Origin of the sequence: Bacillus sp. Bos-x628 (assembly GCF_040500475.1) — a bacterium.
GTDB classification, from domain to species: domain Bacteria; phylum Bacillota; class Bacilli; order Bacillales; family Bacillaceae; genus Bacillus; species Bacillus maqinnsis.
On sequence record NZ_CP159358.1, the window covers coordinates 352,046 to 368,711 of the forward strand.

Annotated in this window: 21 protein-coding genes; all 21 read left to right on the forward strand. The window is 40.4% G+C overall.

Translation table 11 applies throughout. The features are described from left to right. Positions 1-87: 87 nt before the first annotated feature. Positions 88-636, forward strand: coding sequence for an NUDIX hydrolase (locus ABVJ71_RS01865; protein ID WP_353855342.1), 549 nt, complete (start codon positions 88-90; stop codon positions 634-636). A 5-nt stretch (positions 637-641) separates the two neighbouring features. Beyond that, positions 642-1,820: a TIGR00375 family protein gene (locus ABVJ71_RS01870; protein WP_353856519.1), complete on the forward strand. Its 1,179-nt coding sequence runs from the start codon at positions 642-644 to the stop codon at positions 1,818-1,820. Then, on the forward strand, positions 1,807-2,262 hold the full coding sequence (locus tag ABVJ71_RS01875) for a GNAT family N-acetyltransferase (RefSeq protein WP_353855343.1): 456 nt from the start codon (positions 1,807-1,809) through the stop codon (positions 2,260-2,262). The genes ABVJ71_RS01870 and ABVJ71_RS01875 overlap by 14 nt, the downstream gene beginning before the upstream one ends. Positions 2,263-2,638: 376 nt before the next feature. After that, positions 2,639-3,769: a S8 family peptidase gene (locus ABVJ71_RS01880; protein ID WP_353855344.1), complete on the forward strand. Its 1,131-nt coding sequence runs from the start codon at positions 2,639-2,641 to the stop codon at positions 3,767-3,769. Between the two features lie 118 nt (positions 3,770-3,887). Continuing rightward, positions 3,888-4,532 (forward strand): stage II sporulation protein M, encoded by a 645-nt coding sequence (gene spoIIM, locus ABVJ71_RS01885; protein ID WP_353855345.1) that lies wholly within the window; start codon positions 3,888-3,890, stop codon positions 4,530-4,532. A gap of 124 nt (positions 4,533-4,656) precedes the next feature. Beyond that, a complete protein-coding gene (gene fur, locus ABVJ71_RS01890) occupies positions 4,657-5,109 on the forward strand; it encodes a ferric iron uptake transcriptional regulator (protein ID WP_353855346.1) in 453 nt (150 codons plus the stop codon). A gap of 114 nt (positions 5,110-5,223) precedes the next feature. Further along, positions 5,224-5,451, forward strand: coding sequence for a YqzK family protein (locus ABVJ71_RS01895; RefSeq protein WP_353856520.1), 228 nt, complete (start codon positions 5,224-5,226; stop codon positions 5,449-5,451). 6 nt (positions 5,452-5,457) lie between these two features. Beyond that, positions 5,458-6,348: a site-specific tyrosine recombinase XerD gene (gene xerD, locus ABVJ71_RS01900; protein WP_353855347.1), complete on the forward strand. Its 891-nt coding sequence runs from the start codon at positions 5,458-5,460 to the stop codon at positions 6,346-6,348. A 150-nt stretch (positions 6,349-6,498) separates the two neighbouring features. Continuing rightward, positions 6,499-7,683, forward strand: coding sequence for a phosphopentomutase (gene deoB / locus ABVJ71_RS01905; protein ID WP_353855348.1), 1,185 nt, complete (start codon positions 6,499-6,501; stop codon positions 7,681-7,683). An 11-nt stretch (positions 7,684-7,694) separates the two neighbouring features. Beyond that, positions 7,695-8,507 (forward strand): purine-nucleoside phosphorylase, encoded by an 813-nt coding sequence (locus ABVJ71_RS01910; protein ID WP_353855349.1) that lies wholly within the window; start codon positions 7,695-7,697, stop codon positions 8,505-8,507. A 125-nt stretch (positions 8,508-8,632) separates the two neighbouring features. Beyond that, positions 8,633-9,820, forward strand: coding sequence for a D-alanyl-D-alanine carboxypeptidase family protein (locus tag ABVJ71_RS01915; protein WP_353855350.1), 1,188 nt, complete (start codon positions 8,633-8,635; stop codon positions 9,818-9,820). A 163-nt stretch (positions 9,821-9,983) separates the two neighbouring features. Continuing rightward, entirely contained in the window at positions 9,984-10,337 is a 354-nt protein-coding gene (gene spoIIAA, locus ABVJ71_RS01920; RefSeq protein ID WP_353855351.1) for an anti-sigma F factor antagonist, read from the forward strand. Beyond that, a complete protein-coding gene (spoIIAB, locus tag ABVJ71_RS01925; protein ID WP_353855352.1) occupies positions 10,334-10,774 on the forward strand; it encodes an anti-sigma F factor in 441 nt (146 codons plus the stop codon). Before spoIIAA ends, spoIIAB begins: the two co-directional genes overlap by 4 nt. Positions 10,775-10,787: 13 nt before the next feature. Next, on the forward strand, positions 10,788-11,555 hold the full coding sequence (gene sigF, locus ABVJ71_RS01930) for an RNA polymerase sporulation sigma factor SigF (protein ID WP_353855353.1): 768 nt from the start codon (positions 10,788-10,790) through the stop codon (positions 11,553-11,555). 114 nt (positions 11,556-11,669) lie between these two features. Next, positions 11,670-12,290: a stage V sporulation protein AA gene (locus tag ABVJ71_RS01935; RefSeq protein WP_353855354.1), complete on the forward strand. Its 621-nt coding sequence runs from the start codon at positions 11,670-11,672 to the stop codon at positions 12,288-12,290. After that, positions 12,280-12,696, forward strand: a complete 417-nt coding sequence (locus ABVJ71_RS01940) for a stage V sporulation protein AB (protein WP_353855355.1) — start codon at positions 12,280-12,282, stop codon at positions 12,694-12,696. Before ABVJ71_RS01935 ends, ABVJ71_RS01940 begins: the two co-directional genes overlap by 11 nt. Positions 12,697-12,717: 21 nt before the next feature. Further along, positions 12,718-13,170, forward strand: coding sequence for a stage V sporulation protein AC (gene spoVAC / locus ABVJ71_RS01945; protein WP_353855356.1), 453 nt, complete (start codon positions 12,718-12,720; stop codon positions 13,168-13,170). A 12-nt stretch (positions 13,171-13,182) separates the two neighbouring features. Beyond that, positions 13,183-14,199, forward strand: a complete 1,017-nt coding sequence (spoVAD, locus tag ABVJ71_RS01950) for a stage V sporulation protein AD (protein WP_353855357.1) — start codon at positions 13,183-13,185, stop codon at positions 14,197-14,199. Beyond that, positions 14,199-14,549 carry a stage V sporulation protein AE gene (gene spoVAE / locus ABVJ71_RS01955; RefSeq protein WP_353855358.1) on the forward strand — a complete coding sequence of 117 codons (351 nt, stop codon included), beginning with the start codon at positions 14,199-14,201 and terminating at the stop codon, positions 14,547-14,549. Before spoVAD ends, spoVAE begins: the two co-directional genes overlap by 1 nt. Positions 14,550-14,555: 6 nt before the next feature. Then, positions 14,556-15,164: a stage V sporulation protein AE gene (locus ABVJ71_RS01960; protein WP_353855359.1), complete on the forward strand. Its 609-nt coding sequence runs from the start codon at positions 14,556-14,558 to the stop codon at positions 15,162-15,164. Beyond that, a complete protein-coding gene (locus ABVJ71_RS01965; RefSeq protein ID WP_353855360.1) occupies positions 15,118-16,590 on the forward strand; it encodes a spore germination protein in 1,473 nt (490 codons plus the stop codon). The genes ABVJ71_RS01960 and ABVJ71_RS01965 overlap by 47 nt, the downstream gene beginning before the upstream one ends. Positions 16,591-16,666: the final 76 nt, after the last annotated feature.

Below are 16,666 nucleotides of genomic sequence, written 5' to 3' on the forward strand. Positions count from 1 at the left end.
GCGGTCTTTCGTTCTTCGTTTCTCATCATTCATATATGTTAAAATGAATGAAGCAATAAGTGAAAGTAGAACGAGGAGTTGACAAATTTGAAAGACTTTGAAGAGAAAACATTAACATCTAAAGCATTATACAACGGGAAAATCATTGATTTGATTATTGAAGATGTTGAATTACCAAACGGTAAACAAGCTAAACGAGAAATCATTAAACATCCGGGTGCCGTAGCGGTCATTGCACGTACGGAAGAAAATAAGATCATTTTGGTCAAGCAATATCGTAAAGCATTAGAACGAGCGATTGTTGAAATCCCCGCTGGAAAATTGGAACAAGGTGAAGAGCCAAAACATACAGCACGAAGAGAATTAGAAGAAGAAACAGGATACACGACTCAGCATCTCAAAAAACTAACCGCTTTTTACACATCCCCTGGATTTGCGGATGAGCTTGTTCACATTTATTTGGCTGATCAATTAGTTCCGCTTGAAGAAAAAAGAGAACTTGATGAAGATGAATTTGTAGAAGTCATGGAGGTTTCCTTAGAAGAAGCATTGCACCTCATTGAAAAACAGCACATTTATGATGCAAAAACAGCTTATGCCATCCAGTATTTACAACTTCAAGAGGTACTTGAGTGAACAAAATGAGGGAGTTTTTTGCAGACATCCATATTCACATTGGCAGGACGAGAACAGGCAGGGCTGTCAAAATTACAGGTGCAAGGTCGTTAACCATTGATCAAATTTTAATAGAGGCGTCACAAAGTAAGGGGATGGGAATGATTGGTGTGATTGATGCGCAATCTCCCGAAGTTCTAGAAGAATTAATAGATGGTGTCAAGGAAGGGCGATATTCCGAACTGGATGATGGAGGTCTATCATTTGGACAAACGGTTTTATTGCTGGGCAGTGAACTAGAAATTAATGATGGATATTCAAATGGCCCAATTCATGTGCTTGCATTTATGCCAACATTAATAAAAATGTCTGAATTCTCAGCATGGCTAGCACTTCACATGAAGAATGTTCATTTGAGTTCACAGCGTCTATATGTTGATGGCAGAACTCTTCAGCACAAGGTAAAGGAGCTGGGAGGTTTATTTATCCCTGCGCATATTTTCACTCCTCATAAAAGTTTATATGGTAAAGGGGTAAAAGCTTCTTTAACCGAAGTGTTTGATCCGAACTTCATTGATGCTGTTGAGCTTGGACTCAGTTGTGATACGTCCATGGCTTCCCAGCTCAGTGAACTGAATCGCTATCCCTTTTTAACAAATTCAGATGCGCATTCCTTAGGGAAAATCGCACGAGAATATACAAAAATTCTAATGGATCATGCTTCCTTTAGAGAATTTGCATTAGCCCTTCAAGGGAAAGATGGTCGAAAAATTACGGGTAATTATGGACTTGCCCCTCAGCTCGGGAAATATTATCATACGACCTGTGAAAAGTGCGGGGTGAGACCAAATGAGAATGACCATGTATGTCAGGCGTGCGGGCATACCCGTTTTATAAAAGGGGTGAGTGAGCGTTTAAAGGAGCTTGCTGATCAGGAAAGTGACAAAGGAAAACGGCCGCCTTATGTCCATCAGCTTCCGCTTCAATTTATTCCGGGTGTTGGTGCAAGAACTTTAGAAAAGCTGAAAACAGTATTTCAAACGGAAATGAATATTCTACATCAAGCAACTGAAAAAGAACTGAAAAATGTACTGCCAGAAAAAACAGCTAATTACATCATAAAAGCAAGAAAGGGAGAAGTTGGACTGATCGCTGGCGGAGGCGGAGTCTATGGCAAGGTGGATATCAACCATGAAGCAACTTAAATGGACGTGTCAAACATTTGAACAACTATCAAAAAACGACCTTTATCACCTATTAATGGAAAGGGTCCACGTATTTGTCGTGGAACAAACATGTCCTTATCCAGAAATAGATGATCGTGACCAAAAAGCTCTTCATTTAATAGCAAAAGAGAACGGCAGCATTGTTGCCTATTGCCGAATTTTTCAAAGTGGAATCGTGTATCAGGAAGCTTCTATCGGTCGTGTGCTTGTCACACAAGCGCACCGGAAGAAAGGCTATGGGAGATTACTACTTGGAGCTGCTTTGGAAAAGCTCAGCGAATTAGAAGAAAAAAGTGTGAAAATACAGGCGCAAGCCTATTTGAAGTCGTTTTACGAATCTTTTGGTTTTGAAGCTGTTTCAGACTGTTATAATGAAGATGGTATCCCGCATCTTGATATGGTGATGAAAAAGGAAGGATAGGCGTGTGAGTACGTCTATCTTTTTTTCGTGATGATAATGACAAAAAAGGATCTGCCAAATGAGAAAAACAAAAAATGCAAGCATGTTCTAAGACAGTACAATTGAAAGGCAGAACAGCCCAGAGGAATTGCGCAGAATTTTAGTACCCAAAAAGAAAATGAAAACAAGAAGCCATACCAAATGACATGATTAAACATGAAGGTAAGAATGTGTATGATCCATGACCAAGATGATCATAAGCCTTTTTATTTTGCTTTTTTGTGACAACTATATCAAAAAATTGGTAAAATTTTAAAAAATAGGACAAACGGTCGTTTCTTTTTGAATCAAGGTGTAGTTAAATGGCAAAAAAGCAATGAAAGGGAGAGTGCGTATTGTGAAAGTAAAGTCATTTGGCACAGGGCTTTGTATGGCAAGTATAATACTGATATCAATCACATTTGGCGTAGCGGACATATCTGCAAAGGAGCAAGCAAAAAAAGAGTATATGATCGGCTTTTCTTCTTCCGTTCAAGATCGAGTACAAAAACAGCTTGTGCAAGAAGCTGGTGGACATGTGAAAGAATCAATAGAACAAATAGATATGATGAAAGTTTCATTGAATGAGACTTCGAAAGAAAAGCTGAAACAAGCAAAAGAAGTTACATTTATTGAAGAGGACCAAAAGGCGAAAACAAGTGGTCAAACCGTCCCTTACGGCATAAAGAGCATCAAAGCACAAAAGGTACATAAACGGGGATACGCTGGACAGAACGTCAAAGTCGCGGTACTGGATAGTGGCATTGATGGCAAGCACGAAGATGTAAACGTAGCAGGCGGTATCAGCTTTGTCCCAACTGAGTCTGACCCGCTGGTTGATTTTCACGAGCATGGAACGCATGTGGCAGGTATCATTGCAGCATTAGATAATAAAATTGGAGTCGTAGGTGTAGCGCCAAAAGCTTCTCTTTATGCAGTAAAGGTAGCAGATCAAAACGGTAATGGCTACTATAGCTGGATTATTAAAGGAATTGAATGGGCCATTGAGAATCACATGGATGTCTTGAATATTAGTATGGGGGGCGCAAGTGAATCAGAGGCGCTGGAGGAAGCCGTAGATAGGGCGTATGACAAAGGGCTTCTCATTGTGGCCTCCGCTGGGAATGCGGGTAGTTACGGTTCATTAAATACCATTGACTATCCTGCCAAATACAGCTCGGTTGTTGCTGTAGCATCTGTTGATCAAAGAAGGCAAAGAGCGTTTGATTCCTCTGTTGGAGAAGAAATCGAGGTATCAGCACCGGGCGTTTCGACGTTAAGCACAATTCCTAACAACGAATATGGCTATAAGAGCGGAACGTCAATGGCTTCACCACATGTAGCGGGCGCAGCCGCTGTTATTCTATCAAAACACCCAAACCTGACAAACAAAGAAGTGCGTGAAAGACTCTCGCAAACAGCCACAAAACTTGGGGAGCCATTTTATTATGGAGCAGGGCTTGTGAACTTACAAAAAGCTGCACGATAAAAATAAAAGAGAAAGCAAGTCTGTCTGCTGTTGTCTCTTTTTTCTTACAATAAAACTGTCATGTTTCGTATTCTCTCTCATAGAATCTAGTAACCTTTACTATTTGGGAGGAAGACGTATGCGCAAAAAGTCTTGGAAGGAACATCTTCTTCAGCATGTAAAAGATCATCTCTCTATTTATTTGTTTGTATCTGTTCTCTTTTTAATGGGCGTCATCTTTGGAGCGATCATTGTCAATAGCATGACAATCAGTCAGAAAGAGGATTTATTCTATTATTTAAATCGATTTTTTGGTCAGCTGACGAATGAGAAAACAACAGAATCTAAAGAAATGTTTTTACAAAGTTTCTTACATCATATGAAATACTTAGGTCTTATGTGGATACTAGGGATATCCATCATTGGGTTGCCGCTGATCTTTCTCATGATTTTTTTAAAAGGAATTGTCGTTGGTTTTACCGTCGGTTTCCTTGTCAATCAAATGGGGCTGAATGGATTCTTTCTTTCTTTTGTATCTGTCCTCCCGCAAAACATTTTGCTGATTCCAGCTTATTTAGTCATCGGAACTTGTGCAATTGCTTTTTCCATTCGCCTCATTGGACAGCTCTTCTTGAAAAAGAATATTAGTCAAGCACCTGTCCAGTGGTTTGGAAGATATGCATCTGTATTGCTCATGATTTTAACGCTTGCTGCTCTTTCCTCTTTTTTTGAATCCTATCTTTCGTTGATGCTAATGAAAAAACTAGCAAGTGTACTCTTTTAAGAATTATTTTATAATAATTATTAAAAAATAATCAATTTATTTATCAATTTAAAATGATTATAGTTGGCTCTCTGCACATGATTTGATATAATGATCAAGTAATGTGGCGTAGGAGGGAAAGTCAATGGAAAATCGTATTGATCGGATTAAGAAACAGCTTCATTCTTCCAGCTATAAGCTCACGCCACAGCGTGAAGCAACAGTTAGAGTACTACTTGAGAATGAAGAAGACCATTTAAGTGCAGAAGATGTATACCTCCTCGTAAAAGAGAAGTCTCCTGAAATTGGTCTTGCTACTGTTTATCGGACGTTAGAATTACTAACTGAATTGAAAGTTGTTGATAAAATTAACTTTGGAGACGGCGTTTCGCGATATGATCTTCGTAAAGAAGGTGCCGCTCACTTCCATCATCACCTTGTCTGCATGGAATGCGGAACAGTTGATGAGATTGAAGAAGATTTATTAGAAGATGTGGAAGAAATGATCGAACGTGATTGGAAATTTAAAATTAAGGATCATCGATTGACATTCCATGGCATTTGCCATCGTTGTCATGATGATCAATCCGGCAAATAACCCGAGTTGGAACCTTTTCATTCAATATGAGAAGGTTTTTTGCATTTTAGTTGTATATTCCTTGTCCCATCTGGCATATGCTGAAATAACGAGAAGATGAGAAAGGACATGAAAATCATGAAATGGCTCAAAACAACAGGTGAAGTGATAAAAGTATTTATCTTGTTCACTGGTTTTACCGTCCTGTTCTATTATGCTATGATATGGATAAATTCAGAATATGAAAGCTATCATCGCTATGACAAACCAGAAGGTGCAGCGATTAAAGTGATGGAAATGGATCAGCCGAATCGAGACAACTGGCAAAGTCGATTGATTTATTTTTATCAAAACGGGGAGTAGAAATCATTGAACGATCAATTATCCGACTTTATTCATTTTTTGACAGTGGAGAGAGGACTCTCTGAAAATACCATTGTCTCTTATAAAAGAGATTTACAGAATTACTTGTCTTTTTTAATGACGCATGAGCAGTTAAAGGATGTAAATGATGTGACGCGAATACATATCATTCATTATTTAAAGCAGCTAAAAGATGAAGGAAAATCAAGTAAAACGTCCGTGCGGCATTTATCGTCCATTCGTTCCTTTCATCAATTTTTACTTCGGGAAAAAGTGACAACAGATGATCCATCTTGGAACATTGAAACACAAAAAACAGAGCGGACATTGCCTAAAGTTCTTTCATTGCATGAGGTAGAAAAGCTTCTGGATACACCAAAGCAGCACACGCCATTTGACTATCGGGATAAAGCCATGCTAGAGCTTTTATATGCAACAGGCATTCGTGTGAGTGAAATGCTCGATCTGACACTTTCTGATGTTCATCTGACAATGGGATTTATCCGCTGTTTTGGAAAAGGGAGAAAAGAACGAATTGTGCCAATTGGTGAAGCGGCTGCAAGTGCGATAAAGGTGTATTTAGAAAAAGGAAGAAGCAAGCTACTAAAAAAGCAGACTGCTGATGCGTTATTTTTGAATCATCACGGCAAAAAGATGTCAAGACAAGGATTTTGGAAGAATCTAAAGAAACGAGCGATTGAAGCAGGCATTCAAAAGGAATTGACGCCCCATACGCTCAGACATTCATTTGCTACACATCTGCTTGAAAATGGTGCTGATCTAAGAGCAGTACAGGAGATGCTTGGGCATGCGGATATCTCGACCACACAAATTTATACGCATGTCACGAAAACAAGATTGAAAGATGTGTATCACAAATACCATCCGAGGGCATAAGTAAAGCATGACACGATAAACGTGTATCATGCTTTTTTCTGTTTGTACCGTTTAAGGTTGTCAATTGACTTGAAAACGGTTTATACTTGAGATGTCTGACCTCTATAATGAAAGGTGACAGGACAAGAATGTTGAAGGAGGCGCTTTTTAATGCCTGATTATCAGTATAAACGCATTTTCCTCATTGTGATGGATTCAGTAGGGATTGGTGAAGCACCAGATGCTGCTGACTTTAACGATGTAGGTGCAGATACACTTGGACATATTGCAGAAAAAATGAATGGGCTTCATATGCCAAATATGGGTAAACTTGGTCTAAGTCATATTAGAGAAATCAAAGGAATTCCAGCGGACGAAAAACCGCTTGCGTATTATGGAAAAATGCAAGAAGCATCAAACGGTAAAGATACGATGACAGGACACTGGGAAATCATGGGTCTTTACATAGACACACCGTTCAAAGTATTTCCAGACGGCTTTCCAGATGAACTATTAAATCAATTAAAAGAAAAAACAGGGCGAGGCATTATCGGAAATAAACCAGCCTCTGGCACAGAAATCCTTGATGAGCTTGGCGAAGAGCATATGAAAACAGGTGATTTAATTGTTTATACATCTGCTGATTCTGTCTTGCAAATTGCTGCCCACGAAGAAGTTGTGCCATTAGAAGAGCTTTACCGCATTTGTGAAATTGCACGAGAACTAACGTTAGATGAAAAATATATGGTAGGGCGTATTATCGCTCGTCCGTTTGTTGGAGAGCCGGGTGCATTTGTCCGGACCCCAAACCGTCACGATTATGCCTTAAAACCATTTGATCGGACAGTCATGAATGAGCTGAAAGATGACGGGCTAGATGTCATTGCCATTGGTAAAATTTCTGATATTTATGATGGTGAAGGAATTACATCGTCTCTCAGGACAAAATCAAATATGGATGGTATGGACAAGCTGATTGAGACGCTTAAAACAGATTTTACAGGATTAAGCTTTTTGAACCTTGTCGATTTTGATGCACTTTATGGGCATAGAAGAGACCCAGAGGGCTACGGAAAGGCATTAGAGGAATTTGACGCACGACTTCCTGAAGTGTTTGAACGATTAAAAGAAGATGACTTGCTCGTTATTACAGCAGATCATGGGAATGACCCGATCCATCATGGAACAGACCATACAAGAGAATATGTTCCGCTTATTGTATACAGCAAAAAACATCAAGAAGCTCATCAACTGCCAACAGCCAAAACCTTTGCTGACATTGGCGCAACGATAGCAGATAATTTCCATTCAGCGATGCCTAAATACGGAACAAGCTTTTTATCCAAACTCAAATAGGGGGGAAACACGTGGGAGCAAAGTTTTCAGAAGCGGCGGCATATATTCAACAAGCATCAACATATAAGCCAACAGTTGGATTGATTTTAGGTTCTGGACTCGGTATTTTAGCAGATGAGATCGAAAATCCAATCAAATTAAAATATGAAGATATTCCTGGATTCCCTGTTTCAACCGTTGAGGGGCATGCAGGACAGCTTGTGATCGGAACGCTTAAGGGCACCGTCGTTTGCGCGATGCAAGGACGTTTTCATTACTATGAAGGATATGATTTGAAACAAGTCACTTTCCCTGTTCGAGTGATGAAAGAAATTGGCATCGACATATTCATTGTGACAAATGCGGCTGGTGGCGTGAATACGTCCTTTCAGCCAGGCGACCTCATGCTGATTACCGATCATATCAATATGATGGGAACGAATCCTTTAATTGGACCAAATGACAGTCAGGGAGTACGTTTCCCTGATATGTCTGCACCGTATGACCAAGAGCTACTCACGCTTGCAGAGAAAACGGCGAAAGACTTAGGAATATCTGTTCAAAAAGGTGTCTATGCTGGGATGACTGGTCCCTCATACGAAACACCAGCTGAAGTACGTTTCCTAAGAACGATTGGATCTGATGCAGTCGGCATGTCGACAGTGCCAGAGGTGATTGTCGCACGTCATGCAGGAATGAAGGTGCTTGGTATTTCATGTATCTCCAATGCAGCCTCAGGTATTTTAGATCAGCCGCTTTCTCATCATGAAGTCATTGAAGTGACTGAAAAGGTGAAAGCACGTTTCCTTGAATTAGTGAAAGGTATTGTCAAGCAACTTAAATAGTACGTTAGAGAAAGCCTTCTGTTCATCAAAACAGAGGGCTTTTTTTAAGCAATCAAACGATCTCTGAATAAAACAGCCTTTACAAGGAAAAAATGTAAATGATTACGATAATGGAGGTCTGCCACTTGAAACGTCATATATGTACATTGTTTATCTTAATGATCATTATCTCAATGGTTTCACCATCAGCTATAGCAAAAGAAAGAGTAGAAAAACCATCAGAAAAACAAACGTCAGAACTGGCGAACGAAGCAAAATCAGCGATTCTAATTGAACGTGACACGGGAAAGGTACTTTACAATAAAAATAGTGATGAAAAGCTTGCGCCTGCAAGTATGACCAAGATCATGACCATGCTTCTCATCATGGAAGCAATTGACCAAGGAAAACTGAAAATGACAGACAAAGTGAGAACGAGCGATTATGCAGCATCAATGGGCGGTTCGCAAATTTTCCTTGAACCTGGGGAAGAAATGACTGTTGAAGATATGCTGAAAGGCATTGCCATTGCATCAGGAAATGATGCGTCAGTTGCCATGGCTGAGCATATTGCTGGATCTGAAGAACAGTTCGTTGAGCAGATGAACAAAAAGGCAAAAGAACTCGGGCTCACCTCAACAGTCTTTCAAAACCCAACCGGACTTCCTGAAAAAGGTCATTACAGTACAGCTCACGATATGGCTAAAATGGCGAAAGAGCTGTTGAAATATGAACAAATTACAAAGTTTACCGGCGTATACGAGGATTATCTCCGGCAAAACACAGATAAGAAATTCTGGCTTGTGAACACGAATCGCCTGATCAAATTTTATCCTGGCGTCGATGGATTGAAAACAGGTTTTACAGGCGAGGCAAAATATTGTTTAACCGCATCTGCTAAAAAAGGCAATATGCGCGTCATTGCTGTTGTATTCGGCGCAAGTACACCGAAAGACAGAAATGCCCAAGTGGTCAAAATGCTAGATTATGCATTTAATCAATATACAACCCATCCGCTTTATCAAAGAGGTCAAGAAGTGGCAGAAATCAAAGTGAGCAAAGGACAAAAGAAAAAGGTTCAGCTTGTCACTTCAGAGCCAATCTCCCTTTTAACAAAAAAAGGCGAAAATATCGATCGGATTAAAAAAGAAATCAAATTGTCTCATGATGTCACAGCCCCATTTTCAAAAGGAACAGAGCTTGGTACGATTGTCTTGAAAAAAGACGGCAAAGTTCTACATGAAAGCCCTGTGGAAGCAAAAGAAGGAATAGAAAAAGCAGGCATTTGGACATTCTTCAAACGAACAATGGCCGATTTTGTGAAATGGAAATAAACGAGAAGAGACTGCTGCATATAGCAGTCTTTTTGCTATGGAATGCAGGGAAAAGAACATCTAAATGTGACGAATGATCACTAGTTTTGTCATGGTGAAGGAATTACTTCATGTAAAGGAGAAACATTCTTTATCCGAAATTAGAGCAAGGAGGAAGAAAAAGATGAGCCTTGGTATTGATTTTCAAGTAAAAGAGAGCGTACTTTGCATTCGATTGACAGGAGAGCTCGATCATCACTCCGCAGAAACGTTGAGGCAAAAGGTGACGAATTATTTGGAAACAGAGGACATTCGTCATATTGTGCTGAATCTGGCTGATTTAACATTTATGGACAGCTCTGGACTCGGCGTGATTTTAGGGAGATATAAACAAATCAAACAGCTTGGCGGGGAAATGGTTGTTTGCGCAATCTCACCGGCTGTTTATCGGTTATTTGATATGTCGGGCTTATTTAAAATTATCCGTATGGAGCCTTCTGAGCAAACGGCATTACAAACATTGGGGGTGGCATCATGACAAATGAAATGAACCTCACCTTTTCTGCACTGAGTCAAAATGAATCGTTCGCAAGGGTAACTGTTGCTGCATTTATCGCCCAGCTTGATCCCACATTAGATGAACTAACAGAGATTAAAACCGTTGTATCAGAGGCAGTGACAAACTCGATTATTCATGGATATGATGGAAATCCAGATGGGAAGGTGCATATCAGCGTCACACTGGACGATCATATTGTTTATCTCACCATCCGTGATGAAGGGAAGGGGATTACAAATCTTGAAGAAGCAAGACAGCCGCTATTTACAACAAAACCAGACTTAGAACGCTCTGGAATGGGCTTTACCATCATGGAGAATTTCATGGATGACGTTATGGTTGACTCCTCTCCAGAAATGGGCACGACGATCCGTTTAACAAAGCATCTATCAAAAAGCAAAGCGCTTTGTAATTAAAGGAGCTGCTCATATGGATGTGGAGGTAAAAAAGCAAGCAAAAAAGGCGCAGCTGTCAAATGATGAAGTCAAAAGTCTCATCAAAAAAAGCCAAGACGGAGATCAACAAGCAAGAGACCTCCTCGTAGAAAAAAACATGCGTCTTGTTTGGTCCGTTGTTCAGCGCTTTTTAAATAGAGGATATGAACCCGATGATCTGTTTCAGATTGGCTGTATTGGACTATTAAAATCTGTTGATAAGTTTGATCTGTCCTATGACGTCAAATTTTCAACCTATGCGGTCCCGATGATTATTGGTGAAATACAGCGATTTATCCGAGATGATGGAACGGTCAAGGTCAGCCGCTCGTTAAAGGAACTTGGGAATAAAATTAGACGAGCAAGAGATGAATTGTCGAAGTCTCACGGCAGAATGCCGACTGTGCAGGAAATTGCCGATTATCTTGATATTACACCAGAAGATGTGGTTCTTGCTCAGGAAGCGGTTCGATCTCCTTCCTCTATTCATGAAACTGTGTATGAAAATGATGGAGATCCGATTACGTTACTTGATCAAATTGCCGATCACTCAGAAGAAAAATGGTTTGAAAAGATCGCATTAAAAGAAGCAATCAAAGAGTTAGAAGAGCGGGAGAAGCTGATTGTTTACCTGCGTTATTATAAGGATCAAACCCAATCAGAAGTAGCTGAGCGGCTTGGCATTTCACAAGTACAAGTCTCGCGGCTTGAAAAGAAAATCTTAAAACAAATCCAACTGCAGATGGATCAAAAAGACAGCTAGCCCATTCGGCTGGCTTTTTTTGTGTGGTAATTATCGGAAAATCAAGATCTTTCAGTATGAGAACCATTTTTCACCACATACTATTTTTAACCCATCGTATAGGAAGTGACTTGGATGGACGGACAAGTATTTATTCGGCTGCGTCATCGAATCAAGACTGGAAATGATCAGCTCATTTATTTAGAGGATATCGCTCAAATAACTGGTGATGACTTGGCTGTACAAAAACTTAGAAAAATGCCGATGTATCATGTCAGCAAAAAGGATCGTCACATTGTGGTTCTTGATATTATGCATGTTGTCAAAATGATCAAAAAAACGTGGCCAGATATCGACATCCAAACCGTTGGAGGCTCTGAAGCTATTGTTGAAATTGATACAGGCAAGCGCCAGCTCTCTCCCGTTTTATTTGTGTTTGTGTGGCTCCTTTTATTTGTTGGTGCAGCACTTGCCATTATGAATTTTCATGAGGATGTCAGCATGCGTTTAGTCCATATTCGCCTATATGAAATGATCACTGGAAAGACGGTTGAGCACCCTTATTTATTACAAATTCCATATAGCTTTGGACTAGGTTTTGGCATGATTTTATTTTTCAATCATGTGTTTAAAAAGCGATTAAATGAAGAACCGAGTCCGCTCGAAGTAGAGATGTTTAAATATCAGCTCGATCTTGATCATTATGTCGCACTTAACGAAAACAAAGAAACACTGAAAGATATTCATGATCGGTAAATGTCTTTTTATCGTGCTCGTTGGACTTGGCGGCGGTTTAACAGTAGGTGCAGGATTTGTGGCATTTTTGACAGTGCTAGGCATCATACCTCGTTTAATGCAGTTGACCAAAACGCATCGATTCATACAAGGCTATGAAGCAGCTGTCATAAGCGGTGCTGTCGTCGGCGGCTGGGCTACCTTAAGTCAAATGCATCTGCATTTATCTAAATGGCTGACGCTTCCTATCGGTCTTTTATCTGGCATCTTTGTTGGTATGCTCGCAGCAGCTTTGACTGAAGTACTAAATGTACTTCCTATCTTAACGAAAAGAATTGGAATGGAAGGGAAAATTGTTTTGCTGCTCATGGCCATCGTCTTAGGAAAGGTATTCGGTTCACTTTTTCATTGGCTTATTTATATTTAGATAATTTGGAGGGAACAACACGTGTCAAGTTTAAAAGAGAACTATCCATCTAAAGTGAAAACGTATCATCCTAAACCTCCTTATGTACTCAACTGCATCAAGGCTTTTCTCGTTGGCGGCTTGATTTGTGCAATAGGCGAGGGACTGCAACACTTTTATATTCACTTTTTTGACTTTAATGAAAAGACGGCAGGGAATCCGACTGTGGCTACACTCATTTTAATCTCTTCCATTTTAACAGGTATCGGGATTTACGATAAAATTGGCCAGTTTGCTGGAGCGGGATCTGCTGTTCCGGTCACTGGCTTTGCAAACAGCATGACAAGTGCTGCCCTTGAACATAAAAGTGAAGGGCTTGTTTTAGGTGTTGCCACAAACATGTTTAAACTAGCCGGAAACGTCATTGTCTTTGGCGTTGTCTCCGCATACGTAGTAGGAATCATTCGATACTTCTTGGAAAAGATGTTTTCGTAGGAGGGATGAAACGTGAAATTAACAGGAAAACAATCTTGGGTATTTGCACATAAACTCTATGTCAATGCAGAAGGAACGGCTGCCGGACCGAAAGAGAAAGCAGGTCCGATTGGTCATCTGATAGATAAGACATACGATGAAATGCATTGTCATCAAAAAAACTGGGAAATGGCAGAAAGACAGCTTATGGATGATGCGATATCAACTGCTTTAGCAAAAGCCGATTTGCAAAAAAGTGATATTGATCTTCTTTTAGCAGGAGATTTACTGAATCAAAATGTTACAGCAAACTATGTGGCAAGAGAGTTGAAGATCCCTTTTCTTTGTTTATTTGGCGCTTGCTCCACTTCAATGGAATCTATCGCCATTGCCTCAGCATTAATAGACGGAGGGTTTGCGAAAAGAGCCATTGCCGCCACAAGCAGTCATAATGCAACGGCAGAACGCCAATTTCGAAATCCAACGGAATACGGCGGGCAAAAACCAGATACAGCGACAAGTACAGTGACTGGGAGCGGAGCCGTTATTATCAGCAAAACGCCATCTCAAATTCAAATTACAAGTGCTACAGTTGGACGTGTGATGGATCTTGGCATCACAGACCCATTTGACATGGGTTCCGCCATGGCTCCGGCAGCGGCAGACACCATCAAACAGCACTTAGAAGATTTAGGGAGATCTGTTGAAGATTACGATCTTATTTTAACCGGTGACTTATCTGGTATTGGTTCACCGATCTTAAAGGATTTATTAAAAGAACAAGGCATTCAGCTCGGCAAAAAACACGATGATTGCGGCTTAATCATTTATACACCAGATCAAAATGTGTTTGCTGGCGGCAGTGGATGTGCCTGTTCAGCCGTTGTTACCTTCAGTCACATTTTTAATGAAATGAAAGCAGGGAAATTAAAGAGGGTTTTAGTTGTGGCAACCGGTGCACTGCTTAGTCCAATGATGGTTCAGCAAAAAGAGACCATTCCAACCATTGCACATGGCGTCGTATTTGAGCGTGCAGGAGGGGAAAACTAATGGATTATCTTATCGCATTTGTCGCAGGCGGTCTCATTTGTGTCATCGGGCAGCTTTTATTGGATGTAATGAAACTAACGCCCGCACATGTCATGACCACCTTTGTCGTCGCTGGGACCATTTTAGACGGATTTGGCATTTATGACAAATTTATTAAATTCGCAGGAGCAGGCGCAACGGTGCCTATCGTCAGTTTTGGTCATAGTTTGCTACATGGCGCCATGCATCAAGCAGATATTCATGGGTTTATTGGAATTGGTATGGGAATTTTCGAATTAACCTCTGCTGGAATATCAGCTGCGATCTTATTCTCATTTATTATCGCACTCATATTTAAACCGAAAGGATAACCTGTTATGGGGCAAAAACGAAAAGTCATTTTAGTCACAGACGGAGATATATATGCTGCCAAAACGATTGAGCTTGCCGCACAAACCTTTGGCGGAAGATGTATATCAAGCTCAAAAGGGAATCCGAGTAAACGAACAGGTGCTGAGCTAGTAGACATGATATTAAAGACGCCGTATGATCCAGTGTTTGTCATGTTTGATGATTCTGGTCTAACAGGTGAAGGAACAGGGGAAGCAGCGATGAAATATGTTGCGCATCATCCTGAAATCGAAGTGATCGGAGCAATTGCCGTTGCTTCCAAGACTCATCAAGCAGAATGGACAAAGGTGGATGTCTCTATTGATCGAGAAGGTGAACTGACGGAATACGGTGTAGACAAACACGGACTTCCAGAACTAGAGCTTCATAAAATGAACGGGGATACGGTGTATTGTCTTGATTCACTCAACATTCCGTTTGTTGTCGGTATTGGAGACATTGGTAAGATGGGCCGCAAAGATGATCTAAGCAAAGGATCTCCAATCACCATGAAGGCAGTCGAATTAATATTAGAAAGGAGCGGTTTCCATGAAGAAAGACAAGGTAAACGTGTTCCGAGACCCAAAGAAAAATGAAGATTACTTCAAGGAAAATGTGGGGATGGGGATCAGCTTTGATCTTGGCGTTCGGAAAATATATATACAGGATCAAGAAATCCAACTTTACTATGTAAACGGTTTGTGCGATACACAATATGTCATCTATTTATTGAAAGAACTGGTTGAAATCAATGACAACGAACCTGAATCAGATGACATTGCACGTATTGTAGAAAACCGCCTTGTCAATCAGCAAGTTTCAAAAGTTGAAACCTTAGATGAAGCAGTAGACCAAGTGCTTTCAGGTCTTGTAGCAGTTATCGTAGAAGGAGAAAATTACGCATTTATCGTTGACGTCAGGAACTATCCTGGCAGAATGCCAGAAGAACCGGACACAGAAAAGGTCGTCAGAGGAGCAAGAGACGGATTTGTTGAAAACATTATTATGAATACAGCACTCATTCGAAGAAGAGTTCGTGATGAAAAATTACGTTATAAAATGCTTAAAGTCGGCGAACGTTCAAAGGCAGATGTATGTGTTTGTTACATCGAAGATATTGCAGATCCAGATCTTGTAGACATTGTCGAAAAAGAAATAACAAGTATTAAAGTAGATGGTCTGACAATGTCTGATAAAACGATTGAAGAATTTTTGGTAAAGCAAGGGTATAATCCCTTTCCGCTTGTGAGATATACCGAACGGGCAGATGTGGCAGCAAACCATATTTTAGAAGGACATGTCATCATCATCACAGATACCTCACCTAGTGTCATCATTACGCCTACCACTATTTTTCACCACGTTCAGCATGCAGAGGAATATAGGCAGACGCCGGCGGTAGGTACTTTTTTAAGGTGGGTTCGATTTTTAGGGATATTATGTTCTACCATCCTCTTACCGATTTGGTTTCTCTTTATCCTAGAGCCAAATCTGTTGCCTGACAATCTTAGTTATATTGGTTTTAACAAACCATCACATATCCCTGTCATTTTTCAAGTATTCCTTGCTGATTTTGGGGTAGAGTTCTTAAGAATGGCAGCCATTCATACGCCAACGGCATTGTCTACGGCCATGGGTTTGATTGCAGCCGTTTTAATTGGACAGATTGCCATTGATGTAGGCTTGTTTACCCCTGAGGTCATTTTGTACGTCTCACTTGCAGCGATTGGAACGTTTACAACCCCGAGCTATGAATTAAGTGTTGCCAATAAAATGGCTCGGTTGCTTATATTGGCGCTTGTGTCAATCTTTAAGCTGAATGGGCTGATCATTGGTTTTACCTTGTTAATCATTTATTTAACATCCATTCGCTCATTACAAACGCCATATATGTGGCCGTTCATTCCATTTAATGGGAAGGCTTTATGGCAAGTGCTCATACGGACGTCCGTACCTGGCTCTAAAGTAAGACCAAGCATCGTCCACCCTCAAAACAGATCAAAAATTCCCCCAAATTCTTAAGTCCAATTGAAACTGGCTGAAGATTGTGATATTGTATTTTTAACTTTGAGAAACGGCCAAAAGGCAGCTAACGTAG